This window comes from Microbacterium sp. MYb54 (genome assembly GCF_002979515.1).
GTDB lineage: Bacteria > Actinomycetota > Actinomycetes > Actinomycetales > Microbacteriaceae > Microbacterium.
On the sequence record NZ_PCPA01000003.1, the window covers coordinates 50,121 to 67,614 of the forward strand.

A 17,494-nucleotide genomic window follows, 5' to 3' on the forward strand; every position below is an offset into this window, starting at 1 on the left:
CTGATACTCCTCAATGATCACAGAGCAGGAGAGCGAAGCGTGATGTCAGATCGTCAGGACTTCGAGTGGAATCGGACAGATCGTCCGGCGCGGTCGGACGCGCTGCTCACGGTCGCCGATGTGCTCGGCGAACCGGTGGTGCAGGCCGGTGCGCCCGAGGTGATCGTCGGTGGCGAGGCGCTCGACGCAGAGGTGCGCTGGGTGCACGTCTCCGACAGCGCAGGAGTCGCCCGCCTCCTCGATGGCGGGGAGCTGTTGCTCAGCACCGGAGCGGGGTGGCCGACTGCTCCGGAGGCACTGCGCGATTTCGCCAGGGCGCTGCATCGCGCGGGGGTCGCGGGAATCGTCGTCGAGCTCGATTCCGGTCAGACGCAGATCCCGGAGGCCATGACCGAGGTGTGCAGGCAGGTCGGACTCGCTCTGATCGCCCTGACCCGCGAGATCAAGTTCGTCGCCGTGACCGAGACGGTGCACCGAGCTCTGATCGCGGCGCAGACCGATGCGCTGCGCGAGCGTCAGCACCTGCACGAGCTGTTCACCGCGCTGAGCCTGCAGGGTGCGCCGGCCGATGTCGTCGTGGCCGAGACGGCGCGAGCACTCGGCGCGCCCGTCGTGTTGGAGAACCTCGCGCACGAGGTGATCGCGCAGGAGACGATGCGGATGCCGGTCGCCCAGGCGCTGGCGCAGCTCGACTCCGCCGACCGTGTTCCGGTGCAGGCGAGAGGGGTGCGGTGGGGGAGCCTGCTCGCTCTGCCGGGGCCCGCGCACCCGGCAGGCCGTCTCACCGTCCTCGAGCAGGGGGCCACGGCTCTCGCTTTCGGATGTCTTGCGGATGGCGGTGATGCCGAGTGGTCGCTGCTCGCGCAGCGCGGAATCATCGACGACCTGCTCGGCGCGCGATTCGCGAATCCGGACGACATCGCGGCACGTCTCGCGACCGGCGGCTTCACAGTGCCGGGCCGCCACTGCCACGGCATCGTCGCCCGAGGTGCGGTTTCGCCGAGCGAGCTCGCCTACCGGGCGCGGCAGGCCGGGGGAGCTGTGGTCGCCGCGCGGGTGGGCGACGACGACGTCGCACTGCTGTCGTTCCCGGCATCCGTCGTACTCACCGATGCGCTCGCTGTGCGCATAGCCGGCCCTGACCGGACGGTCTTCGTCGGCCCTCCTGCCGAGGATGTGCTGGGTCTGCTCGCCTCATTGCGTGCAGCGAGAGACCTGTCGGCGAGCGATCGCTCCGATACCGGTCCGCGTGTGCGCCGTGTCGATGATCGTCCGTTGGAGCGCTTCGTCGCCTCGCTGCGCGACGATCAGCGACTGCTCGCCCACAGCTCGCGGATGCTGGCGCCGGTCCTGGCATACGACCGGGATCGTCGCGGCGACCTGCTCGATGTGCTGTCGGCGCTCGTCGCCCATCCCGGCAATCGCTCCGCCGCAGCGGCCGCGAGCCACCTCTCCCGATCGGTCTTCTATCAGCGCCTCACGCTGATCGGCGATCTGCTCGATGTCGACCTCGACGACGGCGAGACGCTCGCGGCTCTCCACCTCGCGCTGCTGGCGAAGCGGAGCACGACCTCCCCGGGGTGACCGTGCGTCGCGCGTCGGTCAGAGAACGGACTGGGCGCGAGACAGCACATCCCGCAGGATCTGCTCGATCTCGCGGAACTCCGAAGGGCCGACGGTGAGCGGCGGGGCGAGCTGGATCACGGGGTCACCGCGGTCGTCGGCGCGGCAGTAGAGACCGGCCTCGAACAGCGCGGGGGAGAGGAATCCGCGCAGCAGCCGCTCGGACTCGGCGTCGTCGAAGGTCTCCTTCGTGGCCTTGTCCTTGACGAGCTCGATGCCGAAGAAGTACCCGTCACCACGCACGTCTCCGACCAGCGGCAGGTCGAGCAGCTTCTCAAGTTCGGCGCGGAACAACGGGGAGTTCTCGCGCACATGCGCGTTCAACCCCTCCTCGTCGAAGATCGCGAGGTTCTCCAGCGCGACCGCGGCCGACACCGGGTGTCCGCCGAACGTGTAGCCGTGCGGGAACGAGACGTCGCCCTTCGAGAACGGCTCGTAGATGCGGTCGCTGATGATGGTCGCGCCGATCGGGGAGTACCCGCTCGTCATGCCCTTGGCGCATGTGATCATGTCGGGCACATATCCGAGACCGGTGCAGGCGAAGGTGTGCCCGAGGCGGCCGAAGGCGCAGATGACCTCGTCCGAGACGAGCAGCACGTCGTGGCGGTCGCAGATCTCGCGCACCCTGGCGAAGTATCCGGGAGGGGGCGGGAAGCAGCCGCCGGAGTTCTGCACCGGCTCCAGGAAGACCGCGGCGACGGTGTCGGCGCCCTCGAACAGGATCATCTCCTCGATGCGGTCGGCTGCCCAGCGGCCGAACGCCTCGAGGTCGTCGGACGGTCCGCCCATCTCGGCTGCGCGATAGAAGTTCGTGTTCGGCACGCGGAAGCCGCCGGGGGTGACCGGCTCGAACATCGACTTCATCGCCGGGATGCCGGTGATCGCCAGAGCGCCCTGCGGAGTGCCGTGGTAGGCCACAGCGCGAGAGATGACCTTGTGCTTGGCGGGCTTGCCCTGCAGCTTCCAGTAGTGCTTGGCGAGCTTGAACGCGGTCTCGACCGCCTCGCCGCCGCCGGTGGAGAAGAACACCTTGTTGAGGTCGCCGGGTGCTTCATCTGCAAGACGGTCCGCCAACTCGATCGCCGCCGGGTGCGCGTAGGACCACAGCGGGAAGAACGACAGCTCGGATGCCTGCGCGGCCGCGGCTTCGGCGAGCCGACGCCGACCATGACCGGCGTTCACGACGAAGAGGCCGGCGAGACCGTCGAAGTACTCCTTGCCCTTCGCATCCCAGATCCGGTGTCCGTCGCCCTTGACGATGATGGGAACGCCGGACTCGGCCATCGTGGACTGCCGGGTGAAGTGCATCCAGAGATGGTCCTTCGCCATCTTCTGCAGCTCGGACTCCGACGGGATGGTGCGTGCGGTGCTCATCTGGTCCCCCAGTTGTAGAGCTGCTTCTGCAGCTTGGCGTAGATGAAGGTCTCGGTGGAGAGGACGCCCTCGATGGGGCGGATGACGTCGTTGATGAGGGCGAGCAGGTCGTCGTCGTCTTCGCAGACGACCTCGGCGAGCACGTCGAACGAGCCGACCGTGATCACGACGTAGTCGACGGCCTCGATCGCGGCGATGGCCTCGGCGACGCGACGCGCATCGCCGGAGACGCGGACGCCGATCATGGCCTGGCGGTGAAAGCCCAGCTGCATGGGATCGGTGACCGCGACGATCTGCATGACGCCCGACTCGGTCAGCCGCTGCACCCGCTGGCGCACGGCGGCCTCGCTCATCCCGACGGTGCGGCCGATGTCGGAGTACGAACGACGACCGTCTTCTTGAAGGAGTTCGACAATCGTCTTCGAGACCGCATCGAGGGAAGGGTGTTTCTTCGCCGGGCTCATGGTGCGATCCTGGCACTCCGCGAGGCTCCCGGCAACCGATTTCGCAGAATTGAGCTATTAATCCAGCGGAATCGGCAGGAAGTCAGGACTCGAGTGGTCCCAACCAGGCGCTCGCCGCGGTCGAGTGGGCGGATTCGGGGTCGGAGGGATGGAACGCGCCTGCCAGCACGTCGCGGTAGAGACGCGAGAGCTCGTTGGCGGAGAAGTAGGAGCCACCGCCCGCGACGAGCATCGCCTCGTCGACCACATGCTTGGCCATCGTGATCGCCCGATGCTTGACCCCTGACAGCTGCGGGAACCAGAGCGCGCCGTGGTCGATGCGGTCGTCGACATCATGCGCGAGAGCGGCGATCTGCGGAGGCAGAGCGTCGTAGGCGATGGCCATGTCAGCGATGCGCCAGCGGATGTCGGGGTCCTGGCTGTAGGCGAGGCCCGTCTTCTTCGAGTGCCGCTTCTGCGCCGTCGCCACCGCGAGTTCCAGCGCGCGCCGGGCGATGCCGGTGTACACCGAGGCGAGAAGGATCTCGAACACCGAGAAGATGCCGAACACGATCGGGTCGGGGCTGGGGCCCGGATCGATGCGTCGCACCACGTGGGCGGCACCCGCCACAGCGCCGTTCAGCCGGGTGGTCCGGCTCTGCGTACCCCGCATGCCGAGGGTGTCCCAGTCGTCGGAGGTCGTGACCGCATCCGTGCGCTCCACGAAGGCGAAGACGAGCTTCGGCCCGTCGGGGCTGGTGGTGTCGAGGCCATGCAGGCCCAATCGCGTCCAGACCGGAGCGAGGGAGGTGAAGATCTTGGTGCCGGTGAACGCGTAGCCGCCGTCGCCGTCCGGCACCGCTGCGGTGTCGCTGCCGAACAGCACCAGGTCGTTGCCGCCCTCGCTGATGCCGAAGGCGAAGACCTCGCCCGCGGCCGCGCCGTCCTGCACGAACTCGAGACCGGGAACGCCTCGATCGGAGAAGACCTTCGCCACTCCGGTCCACACGAGGTGCATGTTGATCGCCAGGGCTGTCGCCGGAGCTGCCCCCGCGAGACGCTGCTGCAGGATCGCGGCCTCGGCGAGTCCGAGCCCCGCACCACCGCGCGCGGTCGGGACCAGGATCGACAGATAGCCGGCTGCCCGCAGTTCGTCGAGATCCTGCTGGGGGAAGGTGTTCTCGCGGTCGTGGATCGGTGCGCGCTCGCGGATGCGCTCGAGAAGGTCGTCGGGCAGGAACGCCGCGGGGTCGAACTGTGCGGGGTCGAACGTACTCATACCAGTGCCTCCAGAAGCTGACGGATCGACTCGTCCGGCCGGTCGCGATGAAGGGAGTGCCCCGCGCCCTCGACGACGGACATGGTGATCAGCGGATTCGCGGCGAGAACCTCGTCGGCGAGGTCACCGGTGAAGATGCTGTAGACGGCGGGATCGGCGCCGATCACGTGCGTGGGCACGGTCAGGCGCGCAGCCTCGGCACGCACGTCCCACGGCTGGTTCTGGACGCTGGTCTGCTCCACTGCCCAGGCGCTCGCCCGCAGTACGGCATCGACCTTGAGCTCCTGATCCTGCGGGTGCCAGTGCGGATGCTCCTGCTGCACGACCTCGAGCCTCGTGTCGGCGAATGCGCGTTCCTGGCTCCGGCGGACGATCGCCGCATCGCGCCCGTCGACGTGGATGGCCGGGTCGATGAGCACGAGACGCCGGGTCCATTCCGGGGCGGCGGCCGCGGCGACGGTGCTGGAGGCGCCGCCGAGCGAGTGGCCGATGACCGCGTCCCAGGCTCCGCCGCCCTGCGGGAGTGTGACGGCGAGGTCGGCACCGTACGCACCGACCGAGTAGTCGAGGGAACGCGGGGCGTCACCATGACCTCTGAGATCGACCGCCGTCGCCTGCCACCCGGCCTGGGCGAGGGCGTCACCGAGGCGCCACATCAATGCGCCGGACGAGCCGAGACCGTGAACCAGGAGAGCTCGACGAGATGCCGACGGGGAACCCCACGAGATGCGCGGGAGTGTGAGCGGTGCAGGCATGGCACCAGCCTACGACCGGTCGAACACACGAGCCCTTGCAGGGTGGGGCGGCGCGGCCTGTCAGCCGAGCGGCGCCAGCGGCGGGAGGTCGGCGGCGATCTTCAGCACGCGCTCTGCGGCCGCGTGTCCGGCGGAGAGACGTGCGGCGAGGTCGGCGCCGTCGAGCGTCGCCGCCAGGAACCCGGAGGCGAACGCGTCACCGGCGCCGACCGGTTCGACGACGTCGACCACGGGGGCTGGAACGAACACCGGCTCGGCGTCGCCGTCGAAGGCGGTCGCACCGACCTCACCGTCTTTGACGACGAGCAAGGCGCAGTTCGGCAGGAAGGCACGGATCTCGGCAGGAGTCTCGGTTCCCCAGATGCGCTCGGCCTCGTCGCGTCCGACGAAGGTGATGTCGGCGGCGTCTGCGAGGCGGGCGAGAGTCTCTGCGGCGTCTTCCCGGCTCCACAGCGGGCGACGGTCGTTCACATCGAACGACACGAGGGCGCCCGCCTCGCGCGCGTCGGCGAAGAGCCGATCGACCATCTCGCGGCAGGATGCGGAGAGTGCGGGGGTGATGCCGGTGGTGTGCACGATCCGCACGCCCTCGAGCCGCTCCGCAGTCAGGAAACCAGGCTCCATCCGTGAGGCGGCCGACCCTCGGCGGTAGTAGTAGACCGAGGACGACTCGGCTCCCGGATCCTTGAACATGACTCCGGTCGGGGCGGCATCATCCCGCTCGATCCACAGCTCGACGCCGCGACGATCGAGCTCCGAGGCGACGCGCTCGCCGAGCGGGTCGGCGCCCACACGCGATGCCCAGGCGACGCGGTGCTCGCTGGATGCCACGCCGGCAGCCACATTGGACTCCGCGCCGGCGAGACCGATCGTCGCCTCTGCGGCCTCGGCGAGGCGGGCGTCTGTGGGGGTGATCAGCGCCATGGTCTCGCCGATGCAGACGATCGCGGGGGCAGAGGTCGGAGAAGAAGGAGAGCTCATGAAGGTGTGACCGCCAGGGGTTCGGTGTCGGGATGCGGGCTCGCGTCGCGGTGCCGCAGGTCGGGGAAGGAACGTACGAAGACGATGGAGACGAGCAGTCCGACCGCCGCGAAGATCGTGGCGGCGAGATAGGCGCCGCGCCAGTCGCCGACGTCGACGAGGAAGCCGGCCACGGCGGATCCGGCGGCGGCACCGATGAGCTGGCCGGTGCCTGCCCAGCCGAAGGCTTCCGCCGTCTCACTGAATTTCACACTCGCCGAGGTGATGGCGAAGAGCACGGCGAGAGCCGGAGCGATGCCGATGCCGGCGAGGATCAGAGTGCCGCCCAGCCAGAAGACGTTGAGCATGACCATCGTCAGGCCGAGTCCGATCGTGACGATCAGCAGCCGGCGCGCCATGGCCCACGGGCCGATGGGGATGTGCCCGAACGCCAGACCTCCGGCGAGGCTTCCCGCTGAGAACACGGCGAGCACGAGACCGGCCGTGAGGCTTCCGTGCTCGAAGGTCGCGACGACACCGACCTCCACGGCGGAGCACGCACCGATCAGGAGGAAGCCGATCACGGTCGCCAGCAGCACGGGCGGTTTGAGCACGACCTTGCCGAGCGCATTGCGGCTGCGCGGGATCCGCACCCGGCCGACCTCGGGGGAGAGGATGAACCAGGCGCCGCCGCCGACGAGGACGATCGCCACCAGCAGCAGGCCCTCCGTCGTGCCGATCTGGGTGGAGACGAGAGTGATGACGACCGGGGCCAGGACCCAGATGATCTCCTGCAGCGAGGCGTCGAGGGAGAACAGCGGAGTGAGGTTCGAGGAGTTCACGAGCTTCGGGTAGATCGTGCGGACGGCGGCCTGGATCGGCGGGGTCGACAGGCCGGCGACCATCCCGAACGCCATGTAGCCCGGCACGTCGAGAGGAAGAGTGGCGAGGCACAGTACCGCGACGACGCACACCGAGAGCGTGAGGGTGATCACGCGCCGCATGCCCCACACGCCCATCCACCGGCTCGTGATGGGGCCGGCTACGGCCTGCCCCACGCTGGTCGCGGCGAGGACGAGACCGGCGAATCCGTACGACCCGGTCTGCTGCTCGACGTGCAGCAGGATCGCCAAGGACATCATCCCGTTGGGGAAGCGCGCGGTCAGCTGAGCCGCGATCATGCGCGCCACTCCAGGCGTGCGAAGAAGATCCCGATATCCCGCCACCAGACAACGGTACCGGGCCTCGGGGTCGGCCGTCGAAGAGGTCCTGAGGCGACACGCCCACGACACGCCGAAAGGCGATTTCCACAGGAATCGGAATGTCGGATGCCCGGCGTAGCGTGCCCCCTGTGGATGGATCGCTCACAGGGGCTTCCCAGCCGCGATTTCATGCGGTTCGAGTGTCTCTCCGAGGGCGCTCGGCCTGTGGAAGAAACGGTGGAGAACCTGTGTTGTAACGGTGGAGAACGGTGGATAACTACATGGATGTAACTACTACCCCTTGTGGTCGCCCCCAATGTCGGTCCCCATATGTAGTATTGAAGTCCCGGCAGGGGGTCTACCGGGAAACAGCCTGATGAGATGCAGGCCAGAGATTTGAGGGGTTACGAAAAGATGTCGATCACGGTCTACACAAAGCCTTCCTGCGTTCAGTGCAACGCCACCTACCGCGCCCTCGATGCCAAGGGCATCGAGTACGAGATCCTCGACCTGTCGGAAGACCCGACGGCGCTCGAGCAGGTCAAGGCGCTCGGCTACCTGCAGGCGCCCGTCGTCGTCACCGACGAGGGACACTGGTCGGGCTTCCGTCCCGACAAGATCGACGAGCTCGCCTCCCGTCTGGCGTGACGCCCCATGAGCGCCGTCGCGACCGCAGCGCCGCTCCTGATCTACTTCTCGAGCGTGTCGGGTAACACCGCGCGGTTCATCGAGAAGCTCGGGCTCCCGGCCCGACGCATACCCCTCCACCGAAACGAAGAAGAACTCGTCGTCGACGAGCCCTTCGTGCTGGTCACCCCCACCTACGGCGGGGGAGAGGGTCGCGGCGTCGAGAAGGGGTCCGTTCCCAAACAGGTGATCCGGTTTCTCAATGACGAGCGCAACCGGCGTCACATCCGCGGCGTGATCTCCGCGGGTAACACCAACTTCGGCGATGCCTTCTGCCTCGCCGGCGACATCATCAGCCGCAAGTGCAACGTGCCTCACTTGTATCGGCTCGAGATCTTCGGCACACAAGACGATGTGGATCGCGTGAGCGACGGATTGGAACGACGGTGGGTATTGCAGTCGAAGAGCACGCAGAGCGTGACGCAGTGACCGAGACAGTGGCATTCAAGGCGAACCCCTCTTACGAGGGTCTCGACTATCACGCCCTCAACGCGATGCTGAACCTGTACGACGCGAACGGGAAGATCCAGTTCGACGCCGACAAGCGCGCAGCGCGGGAGTACTTCCTCCAGCACGTGAACCAGAACACGGTGTTCTTCCACTCGCTCAAGGAGCGCCTGGACTACCTCGTGGAGAAGGAGTACTACGAGGGCGCCGTCATCGAGAACTACTCGATGGAGTTCATCCAGAAGCTCAACGACCTCGCCTACGGCAAGAAGTTCCGCTTCGAGACGTTCCTCGGCGCGTTCAAGTACTACACGAGCTACACGCTCAAGACGTTCGACGGCAAGCGCTACCTCGAGCGCTTCGAGGACCGCGTCGTGATGACCGCCCTCGGCCTCGCCGACGGTGACGAGAAGCTCGCGGTCGCCCTCGTCGAGGAGATCATCTCCGGTCGCTTCCAGCCGGCGACCCCGACCTTCCTCAACGCCGGCAAGGCGCAGCGCGGCGAGCTCGTCAGCTGTTTCCTGCTGCGCATCGAAGACAACATGGAGTCGATCGCCCGCGGCATCAACTCCGCGCTGCAGCTCTCCAAGCGCGGCGGCGGCGTCGCCCTGCTGCTCTCGAACATCCGCGAGTCGGGTGCTCCGATCAAGCAGATCGAGAACCAGTCCTCGGGCATCATCCCCGTGATGAAGCTCCTCGAAGACAGCTTCAGCTACGCCAACCAGCTGGGCGCCCGTCAGGGTGCAGGTGCGGTGTACCTCAACGCGCACCACCCCGACATCATGCGCTTCCTCGACACCAAGCGTGAGAACGCCGACGAGAAGATCCGCATCAAGACGCTGTCGCTCGGCGTCGTCGTGCCCGACATCACGTTCGAGCTCGCCAAGAACGACGAGGACATGTACCTGTTCTCGCCGTACGACGTCGAGAAGGTCTACGGCGTTCCCTTCGGCGACATCTCGGTCACCGAGAAGTACCGCGAGATGGTCGACAACCCGCGCATCAAGAAGACCAAGATCAATGCGCGCGAGTTCTTCCAGACCGTCGCCGAGATCCAGTTCGAGTCCGGCTACCCGTACGTCATGTTCGAAGACACGGTGAACAAGGCCAACCCGATCAAGGGTCGGATCAACATGTCCAACCTCTGCAGCGAGATCCTGCAGGTGAACACGCCGACGACCTACAACGACGACCTGTCGTACGACAACATCGGCAAGGACATCTCCTGCAACCTCGGCTCGATGAACATCGCGCTGTCGATGGATGCCGACGACCTCGGCCAGACGGTCGAGACGGCGATCCGTGCACTCACCGCGGTGAGCGACCAGAGCCACATCGGCTCGGTGCGTTCGATCGAAGACGGCAACGACCGCTCTCACGCGATCGGCCTCGGCCAGATGAACCTGCACGGCTACCTGGCTCGCGAGCACGTGTACTACGGATCCGAAGAGGGCATCGACTTCACGAACATCTACTTCTACACGGTGCTGTTCCACGCGCTGCGTGCGTCGAACAACCTCGCCATCGAGCGCGGCACGACGTTCGACGGGTTCGAGGACTCCACCTACGCGAGTGGTGCGTTCTTCGACAAGTACATCGACCGCGCCTGGGTGCCGGAGACCGAGAAGGTCAAGGAGCTGTTCGCCGGCAAGCACATCCCGACGCAGGACGACTGGGCTGAGCTGAAGGCGTCGATCCAGAAGCACGGCATCTACAACCAGAACCTGCAGGCCGTCCCGCCGACCGGCTCGATCTCGTACATCAACAACTCGACGTCGTCGATCCACCCGATCGCGTCGAAGATCGAGATCCGCAAGGAAGGCAAGCTCGGTCGCGTCTACTACCCGGCTGCGTTCATGACGAACGACAACCTGGACTACTACCAGGACGCGTACGAGATCGGCTACGAGAAGGTCATCGACACGTATGCGGCCGCCACGCAGCACGTCGACCAGGGGCTGTCGCTGACGCTGTTCTTCAAGGACACCGCCACCACGCGTGACATCAACAAGGCGCAGATCTACGCATGGCGCAAGGGCATCAAGACGATCTACTACATCCGTCTGCGCCAGATGGCGCTCGAGGGCACCGACATGGCCGAGTGCGTCTCGTGCATGCTCTGATCCGCCCCTGAACTCGAGAAACGACGAAGAATCATGACTCCGCACGAACCTCTCAAGTTGGTCGACCACGTGCAGGCGATCAACTGGAACCGCATCCAGGACGATAAGGACGTCGAGGTGTGGAACCGCCTCGTCAACAACTTCTGGCTGCCCGAGAAGATCCCGCTGTCCAACGACATCCAGTCGTGGAACACGCTGACCCCGGAAGAGCAGCTGCTCACGATGCGCGTGTTCACCGGACTCACGCTGCTCGACACGGTGCAGGCGACGGTCGGTGCGGTCTCGCTGATCCCCGATGCGATCACCCCGCACGAGGAGGCCGTCTACACGAATATCGCGTTCATGGAGTCGGTGCACGCCAAGAGCTATTCCTCGATCTTCTCGACGCTCGCGTCGACCAAGGAGATCGACGAGGCGTTCCGCTGGTCGGTGGAGAACCCGAACCTTCAGAAGAAGGCGCAGATCGTCACCGACTACTACCGCGGCGACGACCCGCTCAAGCGCAAGGTCGCCTCGACCCTGCTGGAGAGCTTCCTCTTCTACTCGGGCTTCTACCTGCCGATGCACTGGTCGAGCCGCGCCAAGCTCACCAACACGGCAGACCTGATCCGCCTCATCATCCGCGACGAGGCCGTGCACGGGTACTACATCGGCTACAAGTTCCAGCGCGGACTCGAGACGGTCGACCAGGCGCGACGCGACGAGCTCAAGGACTACACGTTCTCGCTGCTCTACGAGCTCTACGACAACGAGGTGCAGTACACGCAGGACCTCTACGACGGAGTCGGTCTGACCGAAGACGTCAAGAAGTTCCTGCACTACAACGCCAACAAGGCGCTCATGAACCTGGGCTACGAGGCGATGTTCCCCTCCAGCGTCACGAACGTGAACCCGGCGATCCTTTCGGCTCTCTCGCCCAACGCCGACGAGAACCATGACTTCTTCTCGGGGTCGGGTTCGTCGTACGTCATCGGCAAGGCCGAGGCCACGGAAGACGACGACTGGGACTTCTGACAGACGCTCGTCGGCCGCTGAACAGCTGACGCGACAAAGGCCCCGGTCGGGTGCTCATCTCGAGCGTCCGACCGGGGCTTTCTGCTCCGGTGCCCGGATGACGTGCGCTGTACGATCGGACGCATGAAGACTTGGGGTTACTTCGCGCTCGCTGCGGTGCTGTTCGCCGGAGTCGGCGTCTACACCCTGCGCACCGACTCGATCGAGTGGTGGACGGTCGTCACCGCAACGGTCATGTTCGTCGCCGCGGCGACATTCGCGAGCCGCGGCGTCGTCGAATACCGCAATGCCGACAAGCAGCCGTAACAGCCCCCTTCACCCGATGACCGAGGAGACCGCCGCCGAAGTGCGCGTGCGCACGAAAGTGGCACGCGCGCTCGTGCGCAACCCGCTCGTGTGGGGTGCCGTACTGCTGCTCGTGGCCATCTGGTTCACGCTCGCGGGTGATGACCTCAGCTTCTTCCCGTTCCTGCTCATGCTGGTCGGAGGGTGGTGCTTCGGATTCGCGTTCGTGAACGCGACCCTGGGCATGGTCCCCGCCCGCAACGGCGCGATCCTGCATGTCGGAGTGGCCGTCGTGCTCGGCGCACTGGTCGCGTTCGTGATCGAGTTCGGGGGAGACCTGCTCGATCCGTTCCCCGAGTGGGTGAGCGGAGTCGCAGTGGTGTTGCAGCTGGCGGCGATACCCGCTGCCGGGTGGATCTGGCTCGGGGTCATCGGCCGGATCACCGACCTCTTCGCGCGCCGGGATGCGAAGAAGCGGCCGCCGCTCGTGTCGCCGGACTGGGAACGAGAGGCGAGCGGCGACGGATCGATCGTGCGCTTCACCGCCATCGAGCTCCGATTGCGCACCCTCACCCAGGCGATCGTCGCGATCGTCGTGGTCGTCGGCCTCTTCGGCGTCGCGATCCTGATCGCGCTCGACGACATCGTGATGCGGATGGGTCCGCGGATCGCGATCGTGCTCATGGGGATCGTGGTCGGACTCCCGGTCTACCTCGTGTTCACGGCGATCCTGCGCCGTCGCACGCAAGCATGCACGGTCGCCTTCGGGAACGACGAGTTGCGTGTGCGGGTGGGTGATGAGTTCCACACGATCCCCTTCCGTGAGCTCGAGTTCCTGCGCTGGCGGTGCCGCAGCGACTACGCGCGCATCGAGGTGCGTGGTGCCGGTGTCGATCTGTCGCTGTTCGCCGGACTCGCCAAACCGCCGCGTGGCGTCTCCGCCGAACTCCCCGCGCTGCCGAGACGGGTGTATCGACGACTCGAGCTGGTGGGGCTCGCCCTGGAGAACACGCGCCGGGGCGAGGTCATCACGTTCCGAGGACCGTCGGAGCCGGCGTCGCGCCCACCCGCGCACTGAGTGGGTGTCGGCGGCGCGTGCCATGATCCGAACATGGAAACCCTCCGACTCCGGCTCTGGTCAGAGCACGACCTCGAGCTGCTGCACGCCGCGAACACCCCGGAGATGACCGCCCACCTCAACGGGCCAGAGACCGAAGACGAGATCGTGGAGCGGCATGCCCGTTATCTGCGCCTCGTCGCCTCCGGTGAGGCGAGGATGTTCGTCATCGAGGACGAGCAAGGTCTGTCGCTCGGTTCGATCGGCCATTGGCACGTCGTGTGGCGGGACGAGCCCGCGCTGGAGACCGGATGGTTCGTCCGGCCCGAGGCGCAGAGGCGCGGGGTGGCATCGGCCGCACTCGCGCTGCTCATCGAAGACGCGCGCGCGCATCGAGCGGGCAGGCGGTTCCTGACCGCGTTCCCCGGGGTCGAGAACCCCGGCTCCAACGGTGTCTGCCGGCGAAAAGGCTTCGTCCTGTCGGGAACGATGACGATGCAGTTCCGCGGCGCGGAGCTGGCCGTGAACGAGTGGGCACTCGACCTCGCGGTCCTGGCCTCCGTCAGCCCGCCGGGTACTCCTGCCCCTTGAGCAGCCGGGCCAGGTGCGCGGCGTTCCTCGTTGCTGTCCCGATGGCCGATTCGACCTTCTCCGGGGTCTCGTCGAGGTCCTTGTAGTCGGTGGTGTGCATCGCCTCGCCGTTCCAGTAGACCGAGCCCTGAGCGGGGATCGTGAAGCCGACGTCGTTGAGCGACTGGAAGAGGATCGCGGCGATGTGATGGGCTCCATCCTCGTTGCCGACGATGCCCGCGATGGCCACCTTGTCGAACAGAGTGGGGCGTCCGCGGGCGTCGGTCTCGCCGAGCTCGGCATCGAGTCGTTCGAGCACACGCTGCGCGACGCTCGAATGCTGACCCATCCACGTGGGCGTGACGAACACGAGGATGTCGGCGTCCAGTACGCGGCGACGGATCTGCGGCCACTCGTCGTCGCCGCCCATGTCCTTCTCGACTCCCGGACGCAGGGAGAGGTCGACGGCGCGCACCAGGTCTCCGGTGACGCCGTGGTCCGCGAGTGCATCGAGCAGCTGGGTTGCGAGCAGATCGGAACTGGAGGAGGTGGGTGACGGCTTCAGGGTGCAGGAGACGGCGACCGCGGTGAGAGGTGTCTTCATGCTCCGAGCAGACCAGACGGTGCGATGCGTGCACAGGGGGTTTCCGAGTCCGGGCTATCCTGGTAGACGGTACCGACGACAGGAGATCCCGTGATCCTCAGCTTCCTCTTCTTCATGATCCTCTTCATCGGAGGGATCCTGCTGATGGGCATCTCGTTCGGGCTGCCGGCTTTCCAGGCGCTCGCGTTCTGCGGCGGTCTCCTGCTGGTCACGCTGGCTCTCGCCTTCATCTTCCGTCAGGGCGGCTCGGCCACCCGCCGGTCGAACAACTGGTCGGGCAACGCCACCGAGTGACTTCTCGCGGTCCGCGCGTCGCTCGGCGTCGCTGACCGCTCATCGTCGCTGAGCGCTTTCAGCGGTGTCTGGCGAGTCTCGCCTCGAGGTTCGCCCTGACCGCCGGCCATTCCGGCTCGATGATCGAATACTCCACGCTGTCGCGAAGCGCTCCGTTGCGGTACCGGCTCATCGCCCGCATCACGCCGTCCTGTTTCGCGCCGAGCCGCTCGATCGCGGTGCGCGATTGGAAGTTGACCCACTGCGTGGTGAGACCCACGCGGAAGACCCCGAGCGTCTCGAACGCGTGCCGCAGCAGCAGCAGTTTGGACTCGGCGTTCGTGCCGGTGCCGTGCGCGGACGGCCGATTCCAGGTGAAGCCGATGTGCAGGCGTGGGACATCGGCGACGATGTCGTAGTACGACGTGAGGCCGAGGATGCGGCCCGTGGCGTCGAACGCCGTGAACGGCACCATCTCGCCCTTCGCGATGAGCCCGATGCGTCGCTCGACCTCTGCGGCGACACCGTCGGGCGCCGGCACCGAGGTGTACCACGCGGTCTTCCACAGGTCGCCTTCCTGCACTGCCTCGATCAGCCCGTCGACGTGCGAGGGCTCGAGGGGGCGGAGCTCGACGAGTTCACCGGTGAGCGTGATGGGGGAGGGGGCGACGAGGAAAGCCATGACCATATTCAACCAGCGAGGAGCAGCGTCTGACGCAGCAGCCGTTGGTAGGCGGTCACGAGCTCGACCGTGACCTCCAGCTCGAAGGCCAGGCTCGCGAGGTGCGGCCCGCGCATCTCCTCTGCCTCGGCGTAGGCGTGCGGGGTGATCAGCCGGGATGCTGCCCATTCGTCGGCCTGACGCTCCTGCTGGGCGCGGACGGCGGGGGTGGGAGCCGGGTGGTGCCCGAGGCAGGCGTGGCCGAGTTCGTGCGCCAGCACGCTGCGAGTCGTGCGCCTGCTCATCCCCGGATCGAGACGGATCGTGCGTGTCACGGGGTCGTAGCCACCGGGGGTGCGGCCCACCCGCTCGATCACGCGCAGCCGCTGGTCTTCGGCGAGGCGGAGGAGGTGCTGCATGGGACTCCTCCTCGTGCGGATCTCTTCGCGCCGGGACTGCGGTTCCGGCTCTACTGGTAGAGGTCGTCCGTGTCGGTGTCGTGCCGCACGCGGGACTCGAAAGCGACCTCTCGGGTATCTTCGCGCGGACCGGCGACATCGGGTGCACGTCGGATCGGAGTGATGCGCGCGGTGGTCTCGCCGTCTGCCCTGAGGCGCTCTTCGGCGCGAGCGAGCAGCACGTGGGGCTCGACTCCGAGGTCGGCGCAGACCGCGTACACGACCGGGACGGGGATCGCACGCTTGCCCGTCACATAGTTGTCGAGCGCGCTGCGGGCGATCCCGATGCTCCGCGCCATCGCCGCGATGCTGCTGCGAGATGCAGCGATCTCGGCGCGCATCTGTCGACCGACAGCGTCGTTGAACTCCTCGGCAGGTGTCTTCACCTGGCTCACCATAGCAGCGACTCGAGGCCAGAATGCTGCCATTCTGGTCCATTCGACCCCCATGCGTGTCCGTTTGTGGCGCTAGTGTAGGCGTATGGGGACACAATTGCGTCATTTGCTCGCTTCCGAGGTCGATGGGGCGCGATTCCACGCCGGAGTGTCGTTCTCGGATTTGTCCGAGCGCTCGGGCATCAGCCCTGAGGCGCTGGGCGATCTGTTGGACGGCATGGAGGACTTCACGGTCGTCGACCTCGTGCGCATCGCGGAGGTTCTCGGCGTCCCGGTCACCTCTCTGCTCCCCGGCGCGGCGCCCGACGACTCCTGACGACGTCGGTGCCGGGCTGTAGCGTGGTGCGTATGAAGACAGTGTCGTTCGGATCAGCCACCGCCCCCGCCGTGATCGCCGGCATGATGCGCATCGACGACAAGGACGACGCTCACATCCGCACACTGTATGAGACCAACCGTGCAGCGGGCATCGACTTCTTCGATCACGCCGACATCTACGGCGGGAGCATGCATCACTGCGAGGCGCGGTTCGCCGATGCGCTGCAGCTCAGCTCCTCCGAGCGTGACGAGATCGTGCTCCAGACGAAGTGCGGCATCGTGCCGTCGCAGGGGATGTTCGACTTCTCGTACGAGCACATCATGGCTCAGGTCGAAGGATCGCTCGCCGCTCTGCGCACCGACCGCCTCGACGTGCTCCTGCTCCACCGCCCCGACGCGCTCGTCGAGCCCGAGGAAGTCGCCCGGGCGTTCGACGACCTGGAGAGCGCAGGAAAGGTCAAGGCATTCGGCGTCTCCAATCACACGCCGCGTCAGATCGACCTCCTCCGCACAGCGGTGCGTCAGCCGTTGGTCGCGAATCAGCTGCAGCTGTCGATCACGCACGCGCCGATCATCGCGCAGCCCGTCGCAGCCAACATGGCCGCTCACGAGCAGAGCATCGTCCGTGACGGCGGTGGGATCGTGGAGTACTGCCGTATCAACGGCATCACGATCCAGGCGTGGTCGCCGTTCCAAGACGGCTTCTCCCACGGGGTGTTCCTCGGCAACTCCGAGTATCCGGAGCTGAACGCGGTGATCGACCGTCTCGCGGCAGTGCACGGTGTCACGCCCATCGCGATCGCGACGGCCTGGATCACACGGCACCCCGCCGGCATGCAGGTGGTTCTCGGCACCACCACGCCGCAGCGAGTGCGCGACGCCGCGGCCGGAGCCGACATCGAGCTCACCCGCCCCGAGTGGTACGAGCTGTTCCGCGCCGGCGGGCACCTGCTCCCGTAGGCCGAG

The 17,494-nt window shown here is 66.6% G+C and carries 21 protein-coding genes; 11 read left to right on the forward strand and 10 right to left on the reverse strand.

From position 1 onward, the window contains the following. Positions 1-42: 42 nt before the first annotated feature. The gene (locus CQ040_RS04465) at positions 43-1,584 is read left to right on the forward strand and encodes a PucR family transcriptional regulator (RefSeq protein WP_105527013.1); all 1,542 of its coding nucleotides are present in this window, start codon (positions 43-45) and stop codon (positions 1,582-1,584) included. An 18-nt stretch (positions 1,585-1,602) separates the two neighbouring features. Here CQ040_RS04465 and CQ040_RS04470 read toward each other — a convergent pair whose 3' ends face one another. From CQ040_RS04470 to CQ040_RS04495, 6 genes are all read right to left on the reverse strand, one after another. Further along, the gene (locus CQ040_RS04470) at positions 1,603-2,997 is read right to left on the reverse strand and encodes an aspartate aminotransferase family protein (RefSeq protein WP_028503270.1); all 1,395 of its coding nucleotides are present in this window, start codon (positions 2,995-2,997) and stop codon (positions 1,603-1,605) included. Further along, positions 2,994-3,461, reverse strand: a complete 468-nt coding sequence (locus tag CQ040_RS04475; RefSeq protein WP_028503269.1) for an Lrp/AsnC family transcriptional regulator — start codon at positions 3,459-3,461, stop codon at positions 2,994-2,996. The genes CQ040_RS04470 and CQ040_RS04475 overlap by 4 nt, the downstream gene beginning before the upstream one ends. Before the next feature lie 82 nt (positions 3,462-3,543). Continuing rightward, complete coding sequence (locus CQ040_RS04480) at positions 3,544-4,719, reverse strand: acyl-CoA dehydrogenase family protein (protein ID WP_105527012.1); 1,176 nt, start codon at positions 4,717-4,719, stop codon at positions 3,544-3,546. Continuing rightward, positions 4,716-5,474 (reverse strand): alpha/beta fold hydrolase, encoded by a 759-nt coding sequence (locus CQ040_RS04485; RefSeq protein ID WP_105527011.1) that lies wholly within the window; start codon positions 5,472-5,474, stop codon positions 4,716-4,718. The genes CQ040_RS04480 and CQ040_RS04485 overlap by 4 nt, the downstream gene beginning before the upstream one ends. A 60-nt stretch (positions 5,475-5,534) precedes the next feature. Then, positions 5,535-6,455, reverse strand: coding sequence for a sugar kinase (locus tag CQ040_RS04490; RefSeq protein WP_105527010.1), 921 nt, complete (start codon positions 6,453-6,455; stop codon positions 5,535-5,537). Then, positions 6,452-7,615 carry an MFS transporter gene (locus CQ040_RS04495; protein ID WP_051251191.1) on the reverse strand — a complete coding sequence of 388 codons (1,164 nt, stop codon included), beginning with the start codon at positions 7,613-7,615 and terminating at the stop codon, positions 6,452-6,454. The genes CQ040_RS04490 and CQ040_RS04495 overlap by 4 nt, the downstream gene beginning before the upstream one ends. A gap of 435 nt (positions 7,616-8,050) precedes the next feature. On the opposite strand from CQ040_RS04495, the gene nrdH reads away from it, so the two are divergent. The 7 genes from nrdH (at position 8,051) to CQ040_RS04530 (ending at position 13,840) form a co-directional block, all read left to right on the forward strand. Next, positions 8,051-8,284, forward strand: coding sequence for a glutaredoxin-like protein NrdH (gene nrdH / locus CQ040_RS04500; RefSeq protein ID WP_028503264.1), 234 nt, complete (start codon positions 8,051-8,053; stop codon positions 8,282-8,284). A gap of 6 nt (positions 8,285-8,290) precedes the next feature. Continuing rightward, positions 8,291-8,752 carry a class Ib ribonucleoside-diphosphate reductase assembly flavoprotein NrdI gene (nrdI, locus tag CQ040_RS04505; RefSeq protein WP_105527009.1) on the forward strand — a complete coding sequence of 154 codons (462 nt, stop codon included), beginning with the start codon at positions 8,291-8,293 and terminating at the stop codon, positions 8,750-8,752. Next, positions 8,749-10,893, forward strand: a complete 2,145-nt coding sequence (nrdE, locus tag CQ040_RS04510) for a class 1b ribonucleoside-diphosphate reductase subunit alpha (protein WP_105527008.1) — start codon at positions 8,749-8,751, stop codon at positions 10,891-10,893. The genes nrdI and nrdE overlap by 4 nt, the downstream gene beginning before the upstream one ends. 33 nt (positions 10,894-10,926) lie before the next feature. Continuing rightward, the gene (gene nrdF / locus CQ040_RS04515) at positions 10,927-11,907 is read left to right on the forward strand and encodes a class 1b ribonucleoside-diphosphate reductase subunit beta (RefSeq protein WP_028503261.1); all 981 of its coding nucleotides are present in this window, start codon (positions 10,927-10,929) and stop codon (positions 11,905-11,907) included. 123 nt (positions 11,908-12,030) lie between these two features. Beyond that, positions 12,031-12,213 carry a hypothetical protein gene (locus CQ040_RS04520; protein ID WP_105527007.1) on the forward strand — a complete coding sequence of 61 codons (183 nt, stop codon included), beginning with the start codon at positions 12,031-12,033 and terminating at the stop codon, positions 12,211-12,213. Positions 12,214-12,229: 16 nt separating this feature from the next. Further along, positions 12,230-13,270, forward strand: coding sequence for a hypothetical protein (locus CQ040_RS04525; RefSeq protein WP_105527006.1), 1,041 nt, complete (start codon positions 12,230-12,232; stop codon positions 13,268-13,270). 33 nt (positions 13,271-13,303) lie between these two features. Then, a complete protein-coding gene (locus CQ040_RS04530; protein WP_105527005.1) occupies positions 13,304-13,840 on the forward strand; it encodes a GNAT family N-acetyltransferase in 537 nt (178 codons plus the stop codon). Here CQ040_RS04530 and CQ040_RS04535 read toward each other — a convergent pair. After that, a complete protein-coding gene (locus CQ040_RS04535; protein ID WP_105527004.1) occupies positions 13,812-14,423 on the reverse strand; it encodes a flavodoxin family protein in 612 nt (203 codons plus the stop codon). The genes CQ040_RS04530 and CQ040_RS04535 overlap by 29 nt on opposite strands. A 90-nt stretch (positions 14,424-14,513) precedes the next feature. On the opposite strand from CQ040_RS04535, the gene CQ040_RS04540 reads away from it, so the two are divergent. Continuing rightward, on the forward strand, positions 14,514-14,717 hold the full coding sequence (locus CQ040_RS04540) for a hypothetical protein (protein WP_028503256.1): 204 nt from the start codon (positions 14,514-14,516) through the stop codon (positions 14,715-14,717). A gap of 58 nt (positions 14,718-14,775) precedes the next feature. Here CQ040_RS04540 and CQ040_RS04545 read toward each other — a convergent pair whose 3' ends face one another. The 3 genes from CQ040_RS04545 to CQ040_RS04555 are packed head-to-tail and all read right to left on the reverse strand — an operon-like array spanning position 14,776 to position 16,201. Beyond that, a complete protein-coding gene (locus CQ040_RS04545) occupies positions 14,776-15,378 on the reverse strand; it encodes a GNAT family N-acetyltransferase (protein WP_105527055.1) in 603 nt (200 codons plus the stop codon). A gap of 8 nt (positions 15,379-15,386) precedes the next feature. Then, on the reverse strand, positions 15,387-15,776 hold the full coding sequence (locus tag CQ040_RS04550; RefSeq protein WP_105527003.1) for an ImmA/IrrE family metallo-endopeptidase: 390 nt from the start codon (positions 15,774-15,776) through the stop codon (positions 15,387-15,389). Positions 15,777-15,826: 50 nt separating this feature from the next. After that, the gene (locus CQ040_RS04555; protein WP_258131385.1) at positions 15,827-16,201 is read right to left on the reverse strand and encodes a helix-turn-helix domain-containing protein; all 375 of its coding nucleotides are present in this window, start codon (positions 16,199-16,201) and stop codon (positions 15,827-15,829) included. Between the two features lie 94 nt (positions 16,202-16,295). On the opposite strand from CQ040_RS04555, the gene CQ040_RS04560 reads away from it, so the two are divergent. Continuing rightward, the gene (locus CQ040_RS04560; protein WP_258131386.1) at positions 16,296-16,526 is read left to right on the forward strand and encodes a helix-turn-helix domain-containing protein; all 231 of its coding nucleotides are present in this window, start codon (positions 16,296-16,298) and stop codon (positions 16,524-16,526) included. A gap of 32 nt (positions 16,527-16,558) precedes the next feature. Further along, on the forward strand, positions 16,559-17,488 hold the full coding sequence (locus CQ040_RS04565) for an aldo/keto reductase family oxidoreductase (RefSeq protein WP_105527001.1): 930 nt from the start codon (positions 16,559-16,561) through the stop codon (positions 17,486-17,488). Positions 17,489-17,494 lie beyond the last annotated feature (6 nt).

Bases quoted from the DNA above. Each gene is read 5' to 3' on its own strand.
- CQ040_RS04465 (WP_105527013.1), top strand. From the start codon at position 43: ATGTCAGATCGTCAGGACTTCGAGTGGAATCGGACAGATCGTCCGGCG.
- CQ040_RS04470 (WP_028503270.1), bottom strand. From the start codon at position 2,997: ATGAGCACCGCACGCACCATCCCGTCGGAGTCCGAGCTGCAGAAGATG.
- CQ040_RS04475 (WP_028503269.1), bottom strand. From the start codon at position 3,461: ATGAGCCCGGCGAAGAAACACCCTTCCCTCGATGCGGTCTCGAAGACG.
- CQ040_RS04480 (WP_105527012.1), bottom strand. From the start codon at position 4,719: ATGAGTACGTTCGACCCCGCACAGTTCGACCCCGCGGCGTTCCTGCCC.
- CQ040_RS04485 (WP_105527011.1), bottom strand. From the start codon at position 5,474: ATGCCTGCACCGCTCACACTCCCGCGCATCTCGTGGGGTTCCCCGTCG.
- CQ040_RS04490 (WP_105527010.1), bottom strand. From the start codon at position 6,455: ATGAGCTCTCCTTCTTCTCCGACCTCTGCCCCCGCGATCGTCTGCATC.
- CQ040_RS04495 (WP_051251191.1), bottom strand. From the start codon at position 7,615: ATGATCGCGGCTCAGCTGACCGCGCGCTTCCCCAACGGGATGATGTCC.
- nrdH (WP_028503264.1), top strand. From the start codon at position 8,051: ATGTCGATCACGGTCTACACAAAGCCTTCCTGCGTTCAGTGCAACGCC.
- nrdI (WP_105527009.1), top strand. From the start codon at position 8,291: ATGAGCGCCGTCGCGACCGCAGCGCCGCTCCTGATCTACTTCTCGAGC.
- nrdF (WP_028503261.1), top strand. From the start codon at position 10,927: ATGACTCCGCACGAACCTCTCAAGTTGGTCGACCACGTGCAGGCGATC.
- CQ040_RS04520 (WP_105527007.1), top strand. From the start codon at position 12,031: ATGAAGACTTGGGGTTACTTCGCGCTCGCTGCGGTGCTGTTCGCCGGA.
- CQ040_RS04525 (WP_105527006.1), top strand. From the start codon at position 12,230: ATGACCGAGGAGACCGCCGCCGAAGTGCGCGTGCGCACGAAAGTGGCA.
- CQ040_RS04530 (WP_105527005.1), top strand. From the start codon at position 13,304: ATGGAAACCCTCCGACTCCGGCTCTGGTCAGAGCACGACCTCGAGCTG.
- CQ040_RS04535 (WP_105527004.1), bottom strand. From the start codon at position 14,423: ATGAAGACACCTCTCACCGCGGTCGCCGTCTCCTGCACCCTGAAGCCG.
- CQ040_RS04545 (WP_105527055.1), bottom strand. From the start codon at position 15,378: ATGGCTTTCCTCGTCGCCCCCTCCCCCATCACGCTCACCGGTGAACTC.
- CQ040_RS04550 (WP_105527003.1), bottom strand. From the start codon at position 15,776: ATGCAGCACCTCCTCCGCCTCGCCGAAGACCAGCGGCTGCGCGTGATC.
- CQ040_RS04560 (WP_258131386.1), top strand. From the start codon at position 16,296: ATGGGGACACAATTGCGTCATTTGCTCGCTTCCGAGGTCGATGGGGCG.
- CQ040_RS04565 (WP_105527001.1), top strand. From the start codon at position 16,559: ATGAAGACAGTGTCGTTCGGATCAGCCACCGCCCCCGCCGTGATCGCC.